23 protein-coding genes and 1 pseudogene are annotated in these 21,447 nt (G+C 59.1%); 7 read left to right on the top strand and 17 right to left on the bottom strand.

The genetic code is table 11. The annotated features are described in order from the left end of the window. Positions 1-49: 49 nt before the first annotated feature. From JNL86_15825 to JNL86_15805, 5 genes are all read right to left on the bottom strand, one after another. Complete coding sequence (locus JNL86_15825) at positions 50-1,519, bottom strand: efflux transporter outer membrane subunit (protein ID MBL8044377.1); 1,470 nt, start codon at positions 1,517-1,519, stop codon at positions 50-52. Then, a complete protein-coding gene (locus JNL86_15820) occupies positions 1,516-2,628 on the bottom strand; it encodes a biotin/lipoyl-binding protein (protein ID MBL8044376.1) in 1,113 nt (370 codons plus the stop codon). Before JNL86_15820 ends, JNL86_15825 begins: the two co-directional genes overlap by 4 nt. After that, positions 2,625-3,362, bottom strand: coding sequence for an ABC transporter ATP-binding protein (locus JNL86_15815; protein ID MBL8044375.1), 738 nt, complete (start codon positions 3,360-3,362; stop codon positions 2,625-2,627). Before JNL86_15815 ends, JNL86_15820 begins: the two co-directional genes overlap by 4 nt. Before the next feature lie 3 nt (positions 3,363-3,365). Next, a complete protein-coding gene (locus tag JNL86_15810) occupies positions 3,366-4,517 on the bottom strand; it encodes an FtsX-like permease family protein (GenBank protein ID MBL8044374.1) in 1,152 nt (383 codons plus the stop codon). A gap of 93 nt (positions 4,518-4,610) precedes the next feature. Beyond that, positions 4,611-5,075, bottom strand: coding sequence for a MarR family transcriptional regulator (locus JNL86_15805; protein ID MBL8044373.1), 465 nt, complete (start codon positions 5,073-5,075; stop codon positions 4,611-4,613). 411 nt (positions 5,076-5,486) lie between these two features. On the opposite strand from JNL86_15805, the gene JNL86_15800 reads away from it, so the two are divergent. The 4 genes and pseudogenes from JNL86_15800 to JNL86_15785 all read left to right on the top strand — a co-directional run bounded on the left by JNL86_15800 (position 5,487) and on the right by JNL86_15785 (position 7,824). Further along, positions 5,487-6,725 carry a TIGR02710 family CRISPR-associated protein gene (locus tag JNL86_15800; GenBank protein ID MBL8044372.1) on the top strand — a complete coding sequence of 413 codons (1,239 nt, stop codon included), beginning with the start codon at positions 5,487-5,489 and terminating at the stop codon, positions 6,723-6,725. A 47-nt stretch (positions 6,726-6,772) separates the two neighbouring features. Continuing rightward, positions 6,773-6,919: pseudogene (locus tag JNL86_15795) on the top strand (four helix bundle protein). A 16-nt stretch (positions 6,920-6,935) separates the two neighbouring features. Continuing rightward, complete coding sequence (locus tag JNL86_15790) at positions 6,936-7,337, top strand: YbgC/FadM family acyl-CoA thioesterase (protein MBL8044371.1); 402 nt, start codon at positions 6,936-6,938, stop codon at positions 7,335-7,337. Positions 7,338-7,467: 130 nt separating this feature from the next. Further along, positions 7,468-7,824: a hypothetical protein gene (locus JNL86_15785; GenBank protein MBL8044370.1), complete on the top strand. Its 357-nt coding sequence runs from the start codon at positions 7,468-7,470 to the stop codon at positions 7,822-7,824. A gap of 267 nt (positions 7,825-8,091) precedes the next feature. Here the strand turns inward: JNL86_15785 and JNL86_15780 are convergent, their stop codons facing one another. The 7 genes from JNL86_15780 to JNL86_15750 form a co-directional block, all read right to left on the bottom strand. Next, positions 8,092-8,832 carry an acetylglucosamine-6-sulfatase gene (locus JNL86_15780; GenBank protein MBL8044369.1) on the bottom strand — a complete coding sequence of 247 codons (741 nt, stop codon included), beginning with the start codon at positions 8,830-8,832 and terminating at the stop codon, positions 8,092-8,094. Positions 8,833-8,998: 166 nt separating this feature from the next. Continuing rightward, entirely contained in the window at positions 8,999-9,412 is a 414-nt protein-coding gene (locus JNL86_15775; GenBank protein ID MBL8044368.1) for an META domain-containing protein, read from the bottom strand. Between the two features lie 144 nt (positions 9,413-9,556). Then, the gene (locus tag JNL86_15770; GenBank protein ID MBL8044367.1) at positions 9,557-10,099 is read right to left on the bottom strand and encodes a GNAT family N-acetyltransferase; all 543 of its coding nucleotides are present in this window, start codon (positions 10,097-10,099) and stop codon (positions 9,557-9,559) included. A 137-nt stretch (positions 10,100-10,236) separates the two neighbouring features. Next, entirely contained in the window at positions 10,237-10,518 is a 282-nt protein-coding gene (locus tag JNL86_15765; GenBank protein ID MBL8044366.1) for a hypothetical protein, read from the bottom strand. A gap of 50 nt (positions 10,519-10,568) precedes the next feature. Then, positions 10,569-10,982, bottom strand: a complete 414-nt coding sequence (locus JNL86_15760; GenBank protein MBL8044365.1) for a DUF1398 family protein — start codon at positions 10,980-10,982, stop codon at positions 10,569-10,571. A 96-nt stretch (positions 10,983-11,078) separates the two neighbouring features. Beyond that, a complete protein-coding gene (locus JNL86_15755) occupies positions 11,079-11,651 on the bottom strand; it encodes a dihydrofolate reductase family protein (GenBank protein MBL8044364.1) in 573 nt (190 codons plus the stop codon). Between the two features lie 622 nt (positions 11,652-12,273). Beyond that, positions 12,274-12,903 carry a thermonuclease family protein gene (locus tag JNL86_15750; GenBank protein MBL8044363.1) on the bottom strand — a complete coding sequence of 210 codons (630 nt, stop codon included), beginning with the start codon at positions 12,901-12,903 and terminating at the stop codon, positions 12,274-12,276. A 176-nt stretch (positions 12,904-13,079) separates the two neighbouring features. Between JNL86_15750 and JNL86_15745 the strand changes: the two genes are divergently transcribed. Continuing rightward, positions 13,080-13,313 (top strand): hypothetical protein, encoded by a 234-nt coding sequence (locus tag JNL86_15745; protein MBL8044362.1) that lies wholly within the window; start codon positions 13,080-13,082, stop codon positions 13,311-13,313. Positions 13,314-13,622: 309 nt separating this feature from the next. On the opposite strand, the gene hemL is transcribed toward JNL86_15745, so the two are convergent. Further along, the gene (hemL, locus tag JNL86_15740) at positions 13,623-14,906 is read right to left on the bottom strand and encodes a glutamate-1-semialdehyde 2,1-aminomutase (protein ID MBL8044361.1); all 1,284 of its coding nucleotides are present in this window, start codon (positions 14,904-14,906) and stop codon (positions 13,623-13,625) included. Between the two features lie 625 nt (positions 14,907-15,531). On the opposite strand from hemL, the gene JNL86_15735 reads away from it, so the two are divergent. Beyond that, positions 15,532-15,849, top strand: a complete 318-nt coding sequence (locus tag JNL86_15735; protein MBL8044360.1) for a hypothetical protein — start codon at positions 15,532-15,534, stop codon at positions 15,847-15,849. A 50-nt stretch (positions 15,850-15,899) separates the two neighbouring features. Here JNL86_15735 and JNL86_15730 read toward each other — a convergent pair whose 3' ends face one another. The 4 genes from JNL86_15730 to JNL86_15715 form a co-directional block, all read right to left on the bottom strand. Further along, positions 15,900-16,310, bottom strand: a complete 411-nt coding sequence (locus tag JNL86_15730; protein MBL8044359.1) for a DUF937 domain-containing protein — start codon at positions 16,308-16,310, stop codon at positions 15,900-15,902. 35 nt (positions 16,311-16,345) lie between these two features. Then, positions 16,346-16,882, bottom strand: coding sequence for a barstar family protein (locus tag JNL86_15725; protein MBL8044358.1), 537 nt, complete (start codon positions 16,880-16,882; stop codon positions 16,346-16,348). A gap of 6 nt (positions 16,883-16,888) precedes the next feature. Continuing rightward, on the bottom strand, positions 16,889-17,350 hold the full coding sequence (locus JNL86_15720) for a hypothetical protein (GenBank protein ID MBL8044357.1): 462 nt from the start codon (positions 17,348-17,350) through the stop codon (positions 16,889-16,891). A 100-nt stretch (positions 17,351-17,450) separates the two neighbouring features. Beyond that, entirely contained in the window at positions 17,451-19,790 is a 2,340-nt protein-coding gene (locus JNL86_15715; protein ID MBL8044356.1) for a 6-phosphofructokinase, read from the bottom strand. 204 nt (positions 19,791-19,994) lie between these two features. Between JNL86_15715 and pyk the strand changes: the two genes are divergently transcribed. Beyond that, positions 19,995-21,446: a pyruvate kinase gene (gene pyk, locus JNL86_15710; protein MBL8044355.1), complete on the top strand. Its 1,452-nt coding sequence runs from the start codon at positions 19,995-19,997 to the stop codon at positions 21,444-21,446. Position 21,447: the final 1 nt, after the last annotated feature.

The raw sequence follows: 21,447 nt of genomic DNA, 5'->3' as shown, positions 1-21,447 counted from the left end.
AAGGAATATCACGGTCGCTCCCGCTGCCGATCTACTCGTCGACCTCCGTTCACTCCTTCACGTTGGTCCGTTGAACGGCGTGGGCGACCAGGTCATTGTGTTCCCAACCGCCGCCGAGCGCCTTGTACAGCGCGATGAGATCAATAGCGAGCGCGGCTCGGCTTTGGACCAGCGCGTCCTGCGCGGTATACAACGACCGTTGTGCGTCCAGGACATCAAGAAAGTTGCTCAAGCCTTGGGTATATCGGGTCATCGCGATGCTTGCGGCTTTGTCATATTGCCTGACTTCTTCCTCCAATGCGGAGTACGCTTCTTTTTCTTTGCCATAGGCGCTCAGCGCATTCTCAACGTCCTGAAAGGCAGTGAGGACGGTCTTCTGATACGTCAGATATTGCTGGTCGCGCCGTGCTTCATATGTGCGAATACTCGCCTTCGTGGCTGGATAGTTCAGAAGACCCCATTTGATTTGCGGCCCCAGGGTATAGAAGCCGGCGGCCGCCTGCGTCAGGCTGAGCACATTGCCGGCTTGGATTCCGTACTGGGCCGTCAAGCTAATGGATGGGAACAGCTTCGCCACCTGCACGCCGACACGCGCGGTGGCTGCCGCCAAAGTGCGCTCTGCTTGCCGTATATCAGGACGGCGTCGCAAGAGATCGGAGGGGAGGCCAACGGGAATTTCAGGCGGCGCGGCCGGGATGCGATGAGTCGCCTGTAGTTCCTCGGTGAGGTCGTCTGGATTCTGGCCCAGAAGCACGGCGATCGCGCGAATCATCCGGCCGGCGCTGCTTTGGAGGGTTGGGATGGACGCGTGGGTTGACGCGAGACTGGCTGCTGCGTTTGCGACATCCAAATCAGTGGCGAGACCGGCCTTATAGCGGACCTGCGTGATCTTCAACGTGTCACGTCGTGACGTTTCAGTGGCGCTTGCGACAGCTAACTGCTCCTGGTATTGCCGAAGTTGGAGATAATCCTTGGCGACCTCGGCGATGGTGCTGACGAGCGTATTTCGTAAGCTGTCCTCATAGGACTGAGCATCCGCCGCGGATGCTTCCACTTGTCGTCGCACGCCGCCGAACAAATCGAGTTCATAACTGGCGTCAAAAAAGGACTGAAAGTAGCTGTAGGACGTCGGAATCAGGGTCCCGGCACCGAGTTTTGGGATCGCGGGATTCTCGGTGCTGATCTTATTGCGCGAATATTTCCCTTCTAGATTCACGGTCGGAAGTTGCGTATTCGCACTGGTATAGCGAAGAGACGCGCGCGCTTCCTGGAGCCGGCCCTCCGCTATCTGAACGTCCAAGTTATTGGCGATGGTTCGTTGCACCAGTGACGTGAGTTCCTCATCGGGGAAGGTCGTCCACCATTCGGCAAGCGCTGTCGTGTCATTGGCGACGTTCTGCCGGGGAGCTTCCACGAAGGCCGCGGGCGCGTTGACGACGGGTTCACGATAATCCGGCCCGACCGCGCATCCACGCAACACCGTAGACACGAGGACGGCTGTGAGTACGTGGGTCCTCATGAGTTGCCCCCTTGTGATCGTTCTTCCGGGGGAGCCTGGGCTCCCGGATCCGGTAGAGGCTGCGCCTGGATGTACACATCCATCTGTTGGCCGACGTACAGTGAGAAATCATGACGCTGACGAAAGCTGTAGACAACCTGCAAGACGCGCGTGTCCACGCGTTCGGTGGATGCTCCGGTCAGCGATTTCTTCGGAACGACGTATGGCTCGACGCGCACGAACGTGAGCGGAATGTTGAGGTCACTTCGTCCTCGTGGATAGGCGACCGCAGGCTGTGCATGATCCACGCGCCAGGCATCTTGCTCATCCACGTCCACGCGAACGTTCAACAGCTCGTTATTGCCCACGAGCATCAGGGCGTCGTCGGTTTGAGCGGCCGGAGCATATTCCCCGGCATGAATCTTCACTTGCAGCACTTCCCCGGCAAGAGGTGAACGGACGGTCAGCCGCTCTACGTCGACTTTGGTCTGAAGAATCTGAGCTCGGACCTCTCGGACCGCGGCTTGCTGCACCCGAAGTTCGGCTGTCCACGTACCGGTTTTCAGCCGGTCCAGCTCAGCTTGCTGATAGGCCACCGCGGCCTCACGTTGCCGCACGGCATGGCGTGCCTGGTTGACTTCGTCTTGGCTGATCGCGCGCAAATCCTCCGTGGCCGCCCCTTCGCGCAACACTAACTGCGCCCGCGCATCGTCCAGTTGGATGTTGACCTGAGCGAGTTGCTGCTCCTGTTTCCGGATATCTTCGAGCCGATTCCCTTTCCGCAGTTTATCCAACGTCGCCTCGGCCGATGCCCCGGCGGCCTCGTAACGGGCCAGTTCGGCACGCTTCGGGCCGTCTTCGAGTTGCCACAGCGGTTGTCCTTTCTTCACCTGGTCGCCGACCTTCACATAAACGGTCGTGACCAGTCCCCCGGTCGGGCTGCCCACTTTGACGTTCTCGGTCGACGCCTCGATCAATCCCGCACCGAAAACGTAGGCCGCAAAGGGCGCCTTCGACGGTTCGGCGACGGGCTTGGACTGCTGCGGCGGCTTGGTCGTCGCCGCCACCATATACAGTCCGAATCCGACGCCCAAAACAGCTATGACCGGTAAGAGGTATTGGCGAGTCATTGCAGCGTCCTTTCTGCGTCCACCATGTCTTGATACGAGTGAAAGATCTGCTGAACCTGTCCGTCGTCGATCCGGGCGATCCGATCCGCAAAGTGGTAGATGCGGGTGTCGTGCGTGACAATGATCAGCGCCCGACCCTCACTTGCCGCCAACGAGCGCAGCAACTCGACGATGCGTTGCCCGGTGACGTGGTCCAGCGAGCTGGTTGGTTCATCACACACCAGCAGGTTCGGAGAATGGACGATTGCGCGGGCGATGGCGACGCGCTGCTGCTGGCCTCCCGAGATGTCCGATGGGCGGGACATCGTGCGATCGCCCAGCCCGACTTTTTCGAGCGCCTCGTCGGCTTTTCGAAGAGCTTCCGCGTATCCGATATCGTTGATCAGAAGCGGGATCGCGACATTTTCGCGGAGCGGGAGTGATCCGATCAGATTGAATTGCTGAAACACAAAGCCGATATGCTGACCGCGATACTGCGTCCGATCCTCCTCGGTCATGTGGTGGAGGTTCTGCCCGAACACCAGGCACTCGCCCTCGCTTGGGTCCAGCACACCAGCGATCGTGGAAATCAGCGTCGTCTTCCCACAGCCGGACGGCCCGACCAGCATCATCACTTCGCCCTGCTGAATCGTGAGGTCGATGCCGCGAAGCGCACGCACCTCGCTGGCTCCACTGCCAAATACCTTTTTGATCGCGTGACACTCGACGGCATGTGTGGTTGTTGTCGCATCCATGGGTCAGCCTCTGAACACGATGCCCGGTTCGAGCTTCATGACTTTCCTCAAACTGATCACGGAAGAAATCGCAACAATGCCGACTACTGCTAGGCCCGCCGCCGCCAGCACCTGCCATGGCAATGTGAAAGTGATCATGCTGTCCTGCGTGGCCCAGCCTAGGAGGGATGCCAGCCCCGTTCCGGTGCCATACCCGAGGAACCCGACCAGCGCCGCCTGCGTCAAAATCATGGAGAGCAGGGTTCGATTTCCGGCGCCCATCGCCTTCAACGCGCCGAAGTGCCGCAGGTTGTCCATCGTGAAGTTGTAGAACGTTTGGCCGGCGATGAGCGTCCCCATTAGGAAGGCGATGAACACGGAGAGGCCGAAATTGATCACAATACTGGTTTCGGTGATGTAGTACCGCAGCGTCTTCTCGATGAACTGCTGCGAGGTGTAGGCCGCCAGCCTCGTAATCCGTCCGATTCGCGCTGCCACCTTCTCAGCGGATTGTCCCTGCTGCGGCGCAGCCAGGATAAACGACAGGTTTTTACGTTGCGAGGGAACCATCGACAACGCCCGCGTGTACGTCGTATACACCACGGGCTGTGATTGAAAGCCACGTGACACTTCGCAGAATCCGACCACCACGACACGGTGATCGTTCAGTTCCAGCGTGTCGCCCAGCTTCAAGGGCGTTCGGGTTCCATCCGGATTCACATGCGCCAGTTTGTCACCGGCGCTGATGGCATCGACAACCACGGCCTCGCTTTGGCGAACATCCGAGAGCGTGCCCGCTGTCATCACTGCGGGGCCACCAATCAATGTCGTATCATCAATCCCGTACAGGACGATCGCGGTGTTTGTGCCGTCTTCGAGTTTGGCCTGGACAGAGCCCTTGTAGAGGGTGACGGCCCACGCGACGCCTTCCACGCTTCGTACTCGACCGATCTGCCCATCCGTCATCGGTTGGGAGTCATCGATGAAGCGCACCTTCGGGTCCATGACCCAGATCTCGGCGTTGACGGCGTTAATTCCCGAGTACATTTGAGTCATGATTCCGACAAACATCGCCAGTTGCTGAACCAGGAGCAACGAGGCGAACATGACGCCGGCGACAATGCCGAGGTATTTGCCGGTATCTCCCATCAACATGTGCAGGGCGATGCGGTTCATGTCACCACAACCTCATTACGCATGGTAAAATATTGCATTGTGCAACTATTAGCCAAGATTTCAGCATACCAGGGAACTCGTTTGCGAGTATCCCTAGTGCGGGCGTCGGCCCGTCGTCAGCTTCTCCAGCAATTCGATCAGAATCTCGCGTTCGCCATTGCTAAGCGGCTGTAGCATCCGAGCGGCTATATCGAGCTGACTGCGGCGGAAATGCTCGCGCAGCACCTTGCCTTTCTCAGATTCCTTGACGATCACGATCCGCCGGTCCTCCAAAGAACGAAATCGCTCGACCATCTGTTTGTTTTCAAGCCGATCGATGATTCTCGTCACGGTGCTGAGCGGAGCTGACAAGGCAGTGGCGAGATCGGTCATAATCAGCTCTCCTTTATCGCCCAACAGAAGCAATGCCTTGATCTCACGTGGCGAAAGCTCGATATCGGGCAGAGGATGATCTGCTGTGTCCATAGGAGCATCCATAATCTCCCCAATAAACACCTGCAGTGCTCTCGCGAGCCGGTTCAGCCTGGCATCGATCTTTTGGTCTTCGTTCCGCATCATTGTTTGCATACTACAACTATTCCATTCGGCAAGTCAACTGTCCCGTACAAACTCTCTGCTCATTCGTTTTGTCGTTGCCACAGCTCCCGATCGCAACCATCGGTCGTGCGATTGCCCGCTAGATCATGCGCAAGGGTTCGAGTCCAAGAACAGCGAGCGGCGGACGATCCCGCTCAACGGAGGGAGCGAGAAATCACTACTGGATGGTGTCTTTGCCAGTGAAACAGGGGCGGCGCTCGGTGAAGCAGTCCACGGAGAGGATTCCTGCCGCCGTGCGTCCATTAGCGAACGAGTCATTGCCCTCAACGAACAAACCATTTGTCCCTCACCATCAAGAATTGTGAGCAAGCCCTCGTTCGTTGAAACGGCGGGATATGGTATAGTCCGCCGACTATGCCTCCCGATACTCCCGTGAAAGCCCTCATCCTCGCCTTCACCGATGCGCCGCCGCTCGCGGCCTATGTCATCAACCGCTTGCAGCCGGAACTGCTGTGTTTCTTTGTGCCGGAATCGGCGAAGACGCAGGTCGAAGAAGCCGTGCAGCCGCTCGTGCAGCAAATGCCGAAGCGCTGGGATTGGGTCGTCACGCCCGATGCGGCGGACATCATCGCCTGCCATCAGGCGTTATCACGAACCATTCATGATCTCCTGCGCACCTGGGCGGTACACGCGGGTGAAGTGGTCGTCGATTTGACCGGGGCGACTCCCGCCATGGCCGCCGCGCTCGCGACAGTGAGCCAACCCTGGACATCCAGAATCATCAGTCTGGTTGATGCGGCAGGGTCTGAAGAGAGCGAAGCGATCATCATCGACGGACTCACCAAACGCTGGGTTCAGGGCAATCCCTGGGATGAATCGGCGGTCGTTGTTCGCCGTGAGGCCAGTGACGCATTCAACCAAGGCTCGTTCAGGGCTGCCGCAACTCTGTTTCATGCGTTGGAAGCTCGAGTGAGCGGCGGGCAGAAGCCGCTCTATCGCGCGCTGGGTGAACTCGCGCTGGGATACGGCCTCTGGGAGCAGTTTCACTATCGGCAGGCTTGGGACAAGCTGAAGACCTCCGTGAAGGCGCTCGACATGGCGTCGATCTGGGGCGGGCCCCCGGGGTTGAAAGGACTGTTGCCCTTGATCAAGGCCAACAGCGGATTTTTAGAGAGGCTGGTGCTCGATCCTGCCGAAGTCAAGGAAGGTGTCGTGCTCGACCTCTTGGCCCATGCTCATCGCCGCGCGCACGTGGATCATGATCATGAACGTGCCATGGTGGCGTTGGTCCGCGCGTTGGAGGCCTGCGCGCAACGGCAGTTATTCAAGCAGTACAAAATTAAGAGCTGGGACGTGCAGCTGGAGCAATTGCCTGAATCAATGCGGGAGACCTGCCGGACCTGTTACCTGGAGGATGTCGATGGCAAATACAAGTTGCCGCTCCAGAGTCAGTGGCGCGCCCTGGCCGGACTCGGCGACCAGATGGGGCAGGCGTTTCTCCGCGACTGGCCGCGGATGAAACCGTTGCTCGATGCGGCGAACCACGCCGTGCTGGGTCATGGGTTCGAGGCGATCAAAGGCGAACGGGTGCAGCAATTGTCCGATGTGGTGATGAAGCTCACGGGCGTGAGCGAGTCCTCGCTGCCGAAGTTTCCCGTCCTCAGTCTCTAGACGACCGCCGTTCGTAACGCGTATCTCGTTGGGCCAGATGTCCGGATGTCGCGCTTGGGTCTTGTGCTGAATTCGAAACCCACGTTGAAATCGCTCACGACCTCGCATTCATCACGGTCGATCAGCGAGACGAGTGTTTGGAGCAACTTGACCATGAGTCCAAGAAGGTCAGAAGTCTGATCAAGCGGTTCTGACGAGATACGAACGACGATGGACATTCGCATCTACTACGAGGACACCGATTGCGGCGGGGTGGTGTACTACGCGAACTACCTCAAATATTTTGAACGGGCCAGGACGCACTATCTTGAGGAGCGCGGACTGTCGGTTGCGGGGTTGCGCGACCAGGGGACGCAGTTCGTTGTGGTGCATGCCGAATTGGACTATCGGTCGCCCGGGCGGTACGGCGACACCTTAGTGATCGACACGACGTTGGTAGACTCGAGTCAGGCGTCGTTCACCTTCGCGCACGTGTTGCGGGAGCGGACGAGCGGGCGTATTGTGGTGGAGGGCTCGGCCAAGCTCGTGACGGTAGACGAGCAATTGAAGGTGACGCGGCTCGACAAACCCACCCTGGCTGCGTTACAAGGACCTCCACACACGAGGAGCTAATGGATAAACTCGGCACATGGTTGGCGGTCACGGGCGTAGCGATCGGTTTCGTCGTGCTGGCCTGGTTGCTCTTCTCAGACAATCCCAAGGACAAGAAAAACAAAAAGCCCTAGCCTCTGGTTGTTCAGTGATGAGATCTCTTTCCCTCCTCGCCATCCTCCTGTGGCTGCCTCTCGTCAGTGCCTGCAAGACCAGCTCAGATCCTGGTGTCGCAGGAATCTATCAAACCTGGGACGATGTGATTTCGCGGTGGATCGGCAAGCACAAGGAAGATCTGTATTTAGAGCTTGGGCCACCGAATCTGCATCCGAAAGAAGCAGAAGACGGCACCGTCGAAATGGTGTGGGACATGACGATCGACCGCATGCCTGGACAGGCTGATGAGTACAACACCTTGCCATTGTACGGCGGGGTGAATTGTCGGCTGATATTTTTCGCAGACAAAGACGGGATCGTGACCAGCGGACGACGAGACGGATGCGATTAATGTTGAATAGGTGGGAGACGCTGACGAGTGTTCTCTTGCGCTGCGTCGAAACGTCTCGGAATATGCCGTCCACGTTCCCCGGAAACCAGCCTTCAGAACCCTGCGCTGTGCCGGTTTCTCCAGCCTCGCGCTGTTCGCATCCGCTCGCTAACAGCTACGCGGAGTAGTTCAAGGGATTGCATAACTGCTCGATCTGGTTGTCGTCCAGATCGATGGCTATCTGTTCAGTGAACATCAGGCCCTGGGGTGCGGACTACAGGGCTGTCTTCATTCGTTCATGAGGCGTGTGACCATTTCCTCCATCCCCTCGGCCCAAACTTGATAGCCGTGTTCACTGGGATGCAGCGCGTCGGACATGATCTCCGCAGACAAGCGCCCCTCGCCATCGAGAAAGCGGCGGTTCAGGTTCAGAAAAAAGATCTGGCGTTGATCGGCCATGGCCGGCAGCCGTTCATTCACGGCCTCGTTGACGCGGCGAAGTGGGTCGTCATTTGTCAGGCCTCGAGGGAAAATCGCCAGGAGCAGGATCTTTGTCCCCGGCAAGCGAGTTCGCAAGGTGGTGAGAATGGCCCGAATGCCGGCGGCGGTATTCTCGGGAGGGTCCTCGCGCATGGCGCTGTTGTTCGTCCCGATCATCACCACGGCCAGTTTCGGCGAGATCCCCTCCAACTCCCCGTGCTGGAGCCGCCACAGGACATTCTCTGTCTGGTCGCTGTTATAGCCGAGGTTCACCGCCCGCCGACCGGCATAGTATTGGTCCCACAACGGGCGCCCATCCTCCTCCCAGCCCTGTGTGATCGAATCTCCGATAAACAAGAGATCGACCTGACCCTGGCGGATGCGGGAGACGGTCCGTTCATGTCGTTCTGTCCACCAGGCCTGGCGCTGTGGGGCAGGCACTTCAGCTTTGAGCTGTTCCGCAGCGGCAACGGTTGGGTCAAGCGAGAGCAGCAACAGGGCAAACGAGCAGGCGAGCCGGAAAGAGGCAGGGCAGGCTACGTGGAACATCACGATCCTCCTGGATGGTACGGCAAGTCTTACAAAAGGACCTGTGTTGGATCAACCCTTCAGTTGGCGCAGGTCGTGACGTCGCCGTCGATGATGACAACCTTCTCATCGGGCAAGAGCCAGTGAAAAGCGGCCGCGCCGTTGCCTCTACGAGGGAGCGGTTGCGTCAGTGCGGCGCGGGGAGATCGTGTGTCTCGCCGCAGGCAGAAAAAGGCGATTCCCGGCATGCCAATGGCCGGCGGTAAAACTCCAGCGGTGGAGCGACCTCGCTCTCAAACGAGAGACGTTCGCCATCCAGCCGGTACCGTCGTGAGGCCTCAAACGCCTTAATGAATGCCGCTTCAAACTCCATACGGCGGGTTTCGCAGGCCATGCGTGTCGTCATACCACGTGACACGGTGACCTCGCCGGCTTGAGGGCCAAATGAAATGGCTGCCGCATACCGATTGCACCCCGCGTGGCCTGACACTCGCCCATCCTTGAACGAAAGGATCACTGGCTGTGCATCATCGCCGTAGGGAACTGAGCGATCACCCCAGTGCGCCAACTCCCAGCGATTCCGCTCAGCGATCTGTTTCATCTCGCCCGGTGGAGGAGTCGAGACGCAAGCCGTGAGCAGCCACAGGGTACAAACTGTCGGACAAAGACGAAGCAAGGGCGTTTTCATGGAGGTGGATTGTACGATGAATTCGAACTGTGTGCCATCCGAAGGACAGATGATGTGTTACACCGGCGGGCGAAGGCGATAGAGCACATGCCGGCGCAGCTCGGATTCGACAGGTACCTGCGGATGATCGAATTCGGAGTCAAGCCGCATCCCGAGACGCTTCATCACGGCACGCGATTTCCGATTGGCGATGGCGGTAAAGGCCACGAGTTCCATCAGGTGAAGTTGCTGAAAGGCGAATGCGACGGCTCGTTGTGCGGCCTCCGTGGCATAACCCAAGCCCCAGTCATGTTTGGCGAGGCGCCAGCCGACTTCTACGCAGGGGGAGAACGGTAGATCATCCGATGGAACATGTAAGCCGACGAAGCCGATGAACTGGTTCGACGCTCGTTCTTCGACAGCCCAGAAACCCCAGCCACGCGTCTCGATCAGCCGCATGACTCGTTGAGCAAACGCATCGCTTTGTTCCCTCGTCCAGGTCTCCGGGTAGTAACGCATGACCTCGGCGTCGGCATTCATTGCCGCGAAGGGTTCCAAATCGGATGGTCGCCACTGTCGGATAATAAGACGGGGAGTGAAAAGTTCAGTGGGATAGAGCATGCCAGTGTGCCCACCTTACGTTAAGTCATATTGGAGCTGTTGGGGCAGAGCGGGCGATTAAAAGACGCTACTCGCACGCGGCACCGGGTCCGACCATATGTGGCCGATACCTGACCCTGCCCCGCTCTTCACCCATCTCAGACCTTCGACCGTCGGCAGCCGTCCTCTACTGCTTCGGCTTCGGTTGCATAACAACGCTCGGCTTTGGTGCGAAGATACAAGCGCTGTCCGATCATGTGATAGATGCAACGTTCGCCGCTATGGGGTGTGAAATTGCCTTTGATCGGATGTTCGTCGGGACACTCGCCGTTTTTGAGCGGCTCGATACCGGTACGATGGACGGCATGAGGGCGTTTCCTGGCGGCTTCCGCATCAGCAACTCCCAGGAGCAATGCGATGAGAACCAGATATGACACCATAAGTCTCATAAGCATTGGGATAGGGGCCTGGGAGAGTGGTGACGACTTGATCACTGGCTTACCTCGCTTGGCCTCGCGCCTGGAAACCACTCGGTATGCTGATCGCCTTGGCGGCCGAAATAAATGACGCGCTTGCCTCGAAGAAACGCAAAGTAACTCTGCACTCCTGCCTTGACGGCGCGCTCACAAAAAGCGCGAAATTTTTGCCCATGCTGCTGGCTGTCGAGAATGGCGGCTTTAAGTGCGGCCGCATCGAAGTGCTCTGCGATTGGCGGCAGGCCTTCGAAGACAAGGGGTGCGGTCACGACTGCTCCCGTGGCGCTGTAGAATGAAAAGGATCCGAGGGCATAGTCCACATGATAGTACTCGACATCATTGGCGATTAGTTTGCCGACGATCTCAGGAAAGGGCATCGATCCATTGAGGGTAGCCTGCGCCAATTTCGCAATCTCCTTCGCGTTCATGTCTGTCTCCAGGTAAAAGTCATGAGAGTGATGATAGTCATCGCCTGGGGGGCAGTTGCTGCGTGACTGAATAGCGTCACTAGGCCTGTGGAACCACTAGGTCGAACCGGCTTGCGTGTCTTTCGGCATCTCATATCGCAACTCGGCGAAGCCCGGTCCGATCTTGTGCACGGATACTAATCGGAGGGGCGGATTCGTGACGCGGCGTGGAAAGAGTGGTTTGCCGCGTCCCAGTGTGACAGAACCGACTTGAACGATCACTTCGTCCAGTAGCCCGGCATCGTAAAATTGCCCGGCGAGATCTCCACCACCCACAATCCAGATATTCTTTGAGCCCGCAGCCTGTCTCATTTCAGCATGAATGGGTCGAACATCTCCTCGAGCCAGGCGAACGTCGGCCTTCGGCACGAGAGGAAGTGCACGGGTGGAGAATACCCATGTCGGCTGGGAATAGGGCCATGGCGAGCCGGTCTGGGCGGCAATGTTGTCGGTATGACGCAACATCCATTCGTAGGTCGCTGATCCCATGGCCAAGGCTCCGACATCCGCAATGAATGAGGGATAACTCGTCTCGTTCACGTCGCCGAGTGGAAACAGCCACTCTAGCGAGTTGTCTTCGGTGGCAATGAACCCGTCGAGGCTGGTGGCCGTATAGTATTGCGTCTTCATGGCGAGATATCGCGGAAGTAGAGGTGGCGTGTTTCAGCGAGTTTGTTCCTCTTCGCGCGTCGGCCTCTTATCGACGACAATCGGATTCTACACGATTGCAACACGTGCATGGCCTGTTCATGGGATCGACGGCTATACTGTTCGCCTTCCGCAGCCGCTCGAACGCATGTTTAAACGTGTGAGTTTTTGTAACCGAATTCTAGCGCGGGTCCAGGCTACCGCTTCTGGTACACACATGTCTTTGGGCTTCCGGGGACCTTAAAATAGTCATTCGTTGAGTAGGCAGCAAGGGCGATCGCGACTGGAGCCCAGATCGCCAATGAGGCTTGGCTCCATGCTTGAGCAGCTCAAATTATTCTGTGGAGTGATGCCTGGGATAGATGAAGAAGAACTCGGTCAACTCCAAAGAGGAGGTAATACACCCCATAGGACTGTCAGGACCATCAGTTCGCTTGGTGGAGAGCAGGGCTGAGCGAGATATGCTGCACGAGCCGTATAGATGAGCCCACCGGCTCCGAGTGCTGCACCGAATCTTTGCCACCAATAGGCAAAGCTACCAGTGGGAGAAAGGGGCCAGGGCGATGGCATAGGTGCTGCTTGGCGTTTCAGATGTGATCCATTGCTAGCCTTTTTTCCCAAATCCTTCCCCCGTCATCACGTCCGCCACGTTTTGTCCGTTCACAAAGACATCGGCCAGGGTGCGGCCGTAGACGTCGTGGCCGTGAGGGACAATGCTGATCGTGCTCTCCTGCATCAGCTGCTCCAGCCGAATGGCGGCGTCTCGTCCGCCCGGTTCCGACAGTTCCGGCGCGTTGTAGCCGCGAATGCGGATACGATCGGTGCCGTAGCGGATCGTGTCGCCGTCGACGGTGCGGACTTGCCAGGGTTCCACGGTTCGCTCGAATCCACCCATCGACAAGGCATGCCGCGGAAGCGATCTCAATCCTCGACTGAACGAATGTGACTTTTTCGCGAACGGGTTTTTGTGCGGGCGAAGGCCTCGATCATGATGCCCGCGTCGAGATCGTTGGGCCTGATGCTGAGGAAGCGACGAGCGTTGATCCGGTTTCAGGTCCCAGCAGTCAGTGCAGTGGAATGGGCTTGGATCGTTTCTGATGGCAGGGGTATAGGTATGCAGCGTCGAGCGGCGTTCTTCCTCCAAGGCGAATGCGGTTGAGGTGGGTGAGGCGACGAGCAACAGGAGAGTCAACCGGCTCAAAAAGCGGGAGTCGGGCACAAAGTGGTGCAGCATGCTGAGAGTCCTCCGTTGTTCCAGACCAGATAGAGCATGCTCCATGCCAGGGTCAGATGGTAACGGCCTCTCGGTTGACAAGCCGAAAAACCGCGTGCTCAAATGCCCGCTCGGATGCGGAGCGTATGCCATTCGCTCTTCTCTTTAAGGACACACGAACCACGGGAGAGTAACTCATGGATATGTTTGGAAAGGTTGGACTGGTCGAGGTGCCCATCTTGATCGCGCCGGATCAGAAGGCCTGGATGGATCGCATGATCAAGGAAGGGAAGATCGCCATTCCACCCGGCGGGACGTTGGAAAAAGGCTCGCTCTATTCGATGTTTGTCCGCATGCTCCTGCACAACGCCATGGAAGAACAGAAGCGGCAGGAAGCGTTGGAAATGGACGACGAGGACGACGACGAATAGCCCAGGATGCTGAAAACGGTCCCCAGCATCGTACTCGCATCGCTTGGCCCCTCAACGTACCGCCATGGGACAAGAGCCTGGCTCGGCAGGCTCGGGAGGTGGGTAAGAATGTGATGTCGCCTCGGGGTCTCGTTCGCTGCGGCCTTGCTGGGAAACTGTTTTGATCACCCTGAAGTCGCAGGGTGAGTATGATGGGAATAGAGCGCGATCTGTATCTGAATGGATGCATTTCGTATCAGTTTTGATACGAAATGCATCCAGGAACGATTCTTCGGGAAAGACGAGCGGCGCCCGCCGTTGTATCTCAGGTCAGAGGTTCTTGAATGCCGTGTGCGCGGCGTTGATCGTGCGATCGATGTCCCGGGGCGTGTGGGCCAAGGACATAAAGGCGGCTTCAAACTGCGACGGGGCTAGATAGACTCCCGCCTCCAGCATCTGGTGAAAGAACTTGGCGTAGGCTTTTGTATCCGATTTCTTGGCTGTTGCCCAATCCACGACCGGTCCCTGCGTAAAGAATGCACACATCATGGATGCGATGCGGGTCTGCGCCAGGGCCACGCCGGCTTTCCGCGCGGCCTCTCCCAGGCCATCGGCTAGCGCGGCCGATCGCTGTTCCAACTGATCATAGGTTCCCGGTTTGCTGAGGCGCTTGAGTGTCTCGATGCCGGCGGTGACGGCCAAGGGGTTGCCTGACAAGGTGCCGGCTTGGTACACAGGGCCCGAGGGCGCAATCATCTTCATAATGTCCTTCGCTCCGCCGTAGGCTCCGACCGGTAATCCCCCACCGATGATCTTGCCCAAAATCGTCAGATCCGGCTTGATTCCGTAGAGCGTCTGCGCTCCTCCGTATTGAACACGGAACCCTGAGATGACTTCGTCAAAAATCAGGAGCATGCCGTGGGCATCGGTGAGTTTGCGCAGGCCTTCTAAGAACTCAGGCGAAGGGGGGATGACGCCCATGTTCCCGGCGATCGGCTCGACGATGATGCAGGCGAGTTGCCGATAGTGTTTCTTGATCAATTTTTCCGTGGCCGCGAGGTCGTTATAGGGGGCGGTCAACGTGTGTTTCGTGAAATCTTCCGGCACGCCGGGACAGTCGGGAATGCCGAGGGTGGTGAGCCCTGAGCCGGCCTTCGCCAGGAGGTAGTCGCTGTGCCCGTGGTAGCAGCCTTCGAACTTCAGGATGCCGTCGCGTTTGGTATAGGCGCGGGCGACCCGGATCGCGCTCATCACCGCCTCGGTGCCTGAGCTCACGAGCCGCACCTGCTCCATGGAAGGGAGGGCTTCGCGAATCATGGTGGCCAGCCGGATTTCCAATTCGGTGGGGGCGCCGTAGCTGGTGCCCTTCGTGGCGGCCAGCTGAATGGCTTTCGTCACCGTGGCCGGTGCATGACCGAGGATCATCGGTCCCCAAGAGAGGACGTAATCAAGGTAGCTGTTTCCGTCGACATCATAGAGGCGTGCGCCCTTGGCGTGCTCAATGAATCGAGGTTGCCCGCCCACCGAGCGAAACGCGCGAACCGGACTATTCACGCCACCGGGAATAACCTGCTGTGCCTCTGCGAAGAGCTGCTCTGAGCGTAGTGTTTTCATGGGCCTCTTTCATCGGGGGGTGAGTAGGCGCGCAACCTACCATGAGAAATTCAAAACGGTCAATTCCAGCGCGGCCTTGCTGTGGACATATCAACCTAGATGCCGCAACGATTGGATACGACATGGTATCCGAAGAGATACACCGCCAAAGGCTTGATGGTCGATATTGGCCTGTTTCATCAAGAAAAATAGCGGCTTAAACCGAGCCATCCCAATGGCGCAAGTCTTGCTGATCACTGGGTACCACTGCGTAGGAGAACACAATGCGAGTGATCTGTTCATGGTGTGAACACGAGGGCCGGCCCGCGTTGGTACGAGAAAAGGCTCCGTTGACCGATGATCGGGAAACCCACGGAATCTGTTCCGACCACCTCCAACAAATGGGGGCGGGGAGAGACCCGCTGGTTCCCAGCTATGAAGAGGGCATACTGCCCCGCTCCGAGCCAGTCCTCACTCGCCGCAGATATGTCTCTTCCCCTGCCTTGTTATGAATGCTGCCCCCATGGGCTTCCCCTCCAGCGACAAAAACTGTCAGTCAGTGCAGGAATGCCACGCCATTTTTCGCTCTGCCACGACGAGTTTTCCCAATCAGGCTCGTCTAACCCCATGAAAAGACTATAGGCCGATGCGTCGCCTCCGGCTGGTGCGCGTCTTGCGCCCCCAGAGACGATTCTCCAGCGGCAAGGAATGGGGTGACAACGTGAAAGTGCTCTGCGCCTGGTGTGTCCGAGACGGGAGACCGGCCTTCCTGCGGGAGAAATGGCCGTTCGACGATCCCAGTGAAACGCATGGGCTTTGTGGCGACCACTTCACGTCGCTGAGTGCGAGTGTGAATCAGGTGGTCACGCCCAAGGTGTGGTTCCTGTCTCGGGTGCACGACCTGTGTTGGGGGCTGATCCGCTACGGTCAACGAATGAGAGGACGGTTGTTCTCCCTCTGTTAACTCAGGGCCGCTCGGATGATCTTGGGCGGCAACCCTCCCTCAGTCTCAGACTAGCCAAGTTTTCCCCGTAACAAATTCAGTCCCTGTTCAATCAGGTGTGAATCAGGCAGTTTGCCGTCCGGGGTCAGCTTGTCGATAAGGCCGGGAAGCAGGTTCGCAAGCTGGTTGCCGGCCGCATCCGAACTTACCCCCGCTTGAGCGGCCAGTTGCTTTAGGAGGTCCCCACCCAAACCCTGCTGGATTTGTTGCGGAGAGATCGGCAGGTTCTTTCCCGTGCTGACCCACGAATTGACGATGTCGCCCAGCCCGTTCTTCTGGAAGGCCGCAATGAGCCCGCTCAGTCCGCCGACGGCGCTCTGTTGCCCCAGCAGGCCGACCACGGCTTGCATCAACGGATTCTGGTCTTTTCCTTGTCCCATCATACCTGCTGCAGCCTGGCCGAGTTGATCGAGCAGTCCCATTGTAACCTCCTTCGATACGCGTGCGTTTGTGCGGTCTACCGACCGCTTGGTTTGGCTCCCTTGGTTCCTGCGGGTTTGGCCGACTTCCGTTCCATGGCCAACGGTGGGGCGAACCAATTGTGGCGGCTTCGTTTATGCCGCTCGGACACGGCCAGCACCGCATGGAATGGCAGGCCGTTGCCGGTGGCATCATCGGATTCTTTCAGACTCCAGGCTTCTCCGGCCTCGCTCAGAATCTCGACAAACGTTTCAAAATCGTCCTCCTCGTCCGGTTTCGTCAGCACCTGATCGGCATCCGTCACCAGGATGAGATAGCCCTTGGCCGGTACCCAGTCGAGGTCGGCCAGACATTCTTCGAGCGCATCCCAGTTGTGGCCGAAATAGTCCGGAAAGGAGAAGACCCGGCTGAACTCGTCCAGCAGTCCCGCCTTGGTTTTGCATTTCTTGCCGGAGATGATTTTGGTGACAAAATGTGACGGGACAGAGAGCAGTTTATCGAGGGCCTCTCCTTCGGCGTGCACCAGGAGATGCGCCCAGGGCTTTTTGATCGACTGGAGTGCGGTAATCGACATATCTCCTCAATTCATCGGCACAAAAGAGCGATAGTGATCGGCGGTGTAATAGGCCTTGCCGCTACGTTGGTCGATGACGATCCGTTCGGCCCCGCGATTTTTCCCCGGCACTTTCGGATGGACGTCATATTCACGATAGTGGCCGCGGGGTAGAACACGCTCGCGATTTTGGAACGTGCGCCCTCCCACATACCCCGGCAACGGCTCCCCACGTCGTCCCTCGATCGCTTTGAGCGTTTCCCGGGCGGCCGGCGGGATGGTGTCTCGAACGTCTTGGCGTGTGGCCGAGGGCCCGGCGCGAACGGATCCACCCTGAGTGATGAGTGCCTGGTCGGAAACGGGTGCGAGTGTGGAGGGCGGCGCCTCCTGCAGGGTGCTGTGTGGTTCACCGGCGACGGAGGCTCCCAGGTGCAGCACGACGGCCGCGCAGAGCCAAAGCAGAAGACCTGTGAGACGCCGAAGAGACATGGCCATTCGCAACCGGTGGCATCAACAGAGTCAGACCCTAACATGTCACATGGGAGGGGTCAACGCCGTGGGCCGGCCCTTCAGAGCGGTGCGAGTCGCGTTAGACCGATTGGTGCGGCAACTCGGCTCCATGCATGCGTGTAAACAATTCCCAGTCGAACGGTTTGGGCGATACAGCATGCAGTGGAATCGTTTCCATCCGGTGGGGATCATGATAGGCGACCATGCACCCGACGATGCTGTCCGGCTGTTCCACGAGACGGCGGACCGTTTCATAGGCCAGGTGTTGTGCGATCATTTTGTCTTCCGGCGTTGGTGGCGCGCCTCGCAAGGTGTGTCCGAGAATCGTGGCCTTCGTCGCCGAGGCGAGCGAATACTGACCTGAGGGTTCTCTGCGCGGCGGCCAGGAGGCAATGGTGTGGGCCACATAATCGACCAGTCCGTGGACTCCGCCCTCCTTGTGATGACGGTGAGGGGTGCGTTCCGCCACGATGAAGATGTGGCTCTTATTGGGCACCCCTAATGTGCGTGTGAGGGTACCGAGCACCACGTCCTCGATGTACGCGTCTGGGTCCGGATGCTCATTCACCAGGATGCCCTCCGCCCTGGCTTGATAGGCACAGGCCAGCGCCAGGTGTCCGGATCCGGCGCCCATGACTTCGACAAAAAAGATGCTCCCCATGGCGGCGCTGGTAGCCTTCAGTGATTCGATGGATTGATTCGCGAGCGCGACAGCCGAATGGAATCCCAACGAGGTCGTGCCGGCGATATTGTTGTCGATGGTGCCGGGAATGCCTACCACCTGCACGCCGTAGGTTTCATGGATGGCCCGCGCCCCCCGCAAGCTTCCGTCGCCTCCCAGGACGACCAGCGCGGAGTCCTCGAGATAGGGCGCGAGAGAGCGCATGGCCGCGCGCTGCACCTGTTCGTCCTTGAAGTCTTCGAAACGGCTGCTGCCGATGGGGCTGCTGGCATGGCTGCTCATGCCCCGCGTATCTTCTTCGGTGACGGCATCGATCCAGTTGTTGGCCAGACCGAGGAATCCATGCCGGACGAACAACACGTCCAACCCGAAACGATTCCCGGTGACGCGCAGTTCCTTCAGGGCTGCGCCGCCGCCGCCGAAATCGCCACCGGACACCAGGGCCAGGAGGCGCTTGATCCGTCCCGGCTTGAGCGTGACGCGCTGGCTGCGTTCCCGTTCTACGGTCACCCAGGCTTCCCGGGCGACCCGATCGCTTTCAATCAATCCCACGGCGGTGGAGTAGCCGGACAGTTTGCCGTTCTCCAATGTGAGCAACACCACATTATCCTGGCCCTCCTTATATTCGCCGAACTCGGAAAAGGCCTCGCGGAAGGGGCGTGGATCGAGATAGATGCGCAGGGCGCGTAAGGTCGAACTATGGGTGTACAGACAGAGCACTTCTCCGGGGTGCGCACGGCCCAACCGGTGCAACCCGTCGATCACATCGACGTAGAGGTCAAAAAATGAATGCCCACCGGGGTAACAGTAGAAGGGATGTTTGATCAGTCGCTTGGCGGTTTTCGTATCCACCCCGAACGCCTGCGCAGCCGCGTCGAGTTCTGCCTGTTTCTCCATGCCCGTGACCCAGCCGAAATCCTGCGATTCCAAGGTCGACTCGACATGGGGATGCACGGCGTCTGCCCGGTCCGGTAGGAGCGCCTGGGTGATGCGCCGGCAGAGTTGTTCGGTATTCGGGCTATGGCTGATGAGATGCAGGAAGGTACGAGGATCCAGATAGTTGCGCAGCTGCAGGTATCCCAATTGCTGGCCGACCACGCCCACCATGCGGGCCAGGGCCGCACCGACGGCATCGGCTCTGGGCACGCCGCGTGCGGGATCCAGCACGTTCGCCAGTCGCCGGCCGACGCGATGCGTCTTGCTCTCCACCTCTGACACCCCGTGCCGCATCGTGAGAAACAATGTGCGGTCGCCGAGGTCGCGCGGCAGCAGCCAGAAGCGGTCGTCGCCCAAATCGAGTACGATTCGCCCTTCGGCGAGCTGCGGGGTCAGTTGGGTTCGCGGGACGATTGCCACTGGGCGGCGATGGGTGGGCTTTTGCGTGGTGCCGATCGGCGCCCGATACAACGGCGCGAGTTCGCCGCGCGCGAGCAAGAGGTTCCACGCAGCAAAGAACACCACCGGGTCCCCGTCGCAGGCTTCGGTCAGCAGTTCCTGCCGCGCGGCGCGATAGGCTTCGGCGCTGGGCAAGCCGGATTGCGTCCGCTGGACGAAGGTTCTGATGCGGTCGAGTGCGGCCTGTGCGCGCTCCGGTCTGTCGGTGGACGGAGGAGGGGGCGGCGGCAACTGGAATCGCCCGCTCGAGACGCGCCGGGCGAGTGATTCGCCATAGGCCAGCAAACCGTCCATCGTGACGAAATCCAACTGATCGGTGGATGGCTTCTCCGCTCCGCTCATGGCAGGCCTCGTGGGGTTCGAGTTGGTCTGATCAGCTCATACCGTTCGGCGCGTCTCTTCTCCGGCCGGCAGGGCGATGTTCTTTTGCGGCATGGGGACGGGTTTGTTAGAATGACCCGATCGAATCACACGCGCATCGGGTCTCACCGTCTACGTACAAGATGGTGTGTCCGGACAATCTTGTCAAGATAGAAGCTCAGCACCATGCGGAAAGCGAAAATCGTCTGCACCATCGGCCCGGCGAGCGATGGCGCGGGCGTGCTCGATCAGCTCATCCAGAGCGGGATGAACGCGGCTCGCTTGAACTTTTCCCATGGCACCCATGCCTCTCATGGGCAGGCCATCAAAGTCGTTCGTGAGTCGGCCGACCGTCAGGGCGTCGCCGTCGCGATCATTCAAGACCTGCAGGGCCCGCGCATTCGCGTCGGCGACATCGACGGCGCCTTGGAGTTGGCGGCCGGTGGCCGGGTGCGGTTGCGAACGATGGCCTTGCGATCCGGCGGACAGATCGGCGCCAGGACGGTGCATCCTTCCGATACCATGCAGGAGATCCCGGTCACCTATCAGGCACTGACCAGAGACATTCGGCCAGGGGCCAAAATACTCATCGATGACGGGCTCGTGGAGTTGACGGCCGATCGTGTCGTTGATGGTATGGTGGAATGTACCGTCGTGGTGGGTGGTCGCGTGACCTCCCATAAGGGCATGAATCTGCCCGGTACCGTGGTCAGCGCCCCGACCTTGACGGACAAGGATCGGGACGATCTGCGGTTCGGTGTGGCGCAGGGTGTGGACTATATCGCGCTTTCGTTCGTGCGCGGGGCGGAGGATGTCATTGCCGCGAAGCGGTTGATCGCCGAATGTGGCGGCGATGTGCCGGTCATTGCGAAAATCGAGCGGCAGGAAGCCGTGACGGATTTGGACGCGATTCTGACGCATGCCGACGGGGTGATGGTGGCGCGAGGCGATCTGGGAGTTGAGCTGGGGCCTGAGGCGGTGCCGGTGTTGCAGAAGCGCATCATCGCGACCGCCAACCGCCATCGGCGTCTGGTTATCACCGCGACGCAAATGTTGGAATCGATGACGCAACATACGCGGCCCACACGGGCGGAGGCCTCGGACGTGGCCAATGCTGTGTTTGACGGGACCGATGCCGTGATGCTCTCGGCGGAAACGGCTGTCGGGCACTATCCGGTTGAAGTGGTGCAAGTGATGGATCGAATCGTCCGGGCGGCGGAAGTCGAAACGGGGCCGGCCTTCGTCAGGAGGGCCGCGGCTGACGATCGACGTCTGAGTTTCGAGGAGGCCGTCTGTCTGTCCGCTTCATCGGCGGCGGCCGCGACCGGTGCGAGTGCCATCGTCGCATTCAGCGTGCGCGGCATGACGGCCAGGCTGGTGTCGAAGCACCGTCCGGCCGCCCCGATCATTAGTTTTACACCCTTCGCGTCGGTTCGGAGGCAAATGGCCTTATACTGGGGAGTGCTGCCTCACACGATGGCGCAGATTTCGACCACCGACGAGCGGGTCAACGAAGCGGAGCGTCGATTGAAGGCAGAAGGCCTGGTGGAGCTGGGGCAGCGTATTGTCATTCTGTCCGGGACCAGAGTCGGGCAGCCCGGCGGAACGAATCTTATGAAGCTGCATGAGGTAGGATAGG

The organism is Nitrospira sp., assembly GCA_016788885.1.
Lineage (GTDB): Bacteria > Nitrospirota > Nitrospiria > Nitrospirales > Nitrospiraceae > Nitrospira_A.
Note: the sequence above shows the minus strand (reverse complement) of the source record. Positions and strands in the feature narration are given on the sequence as shown.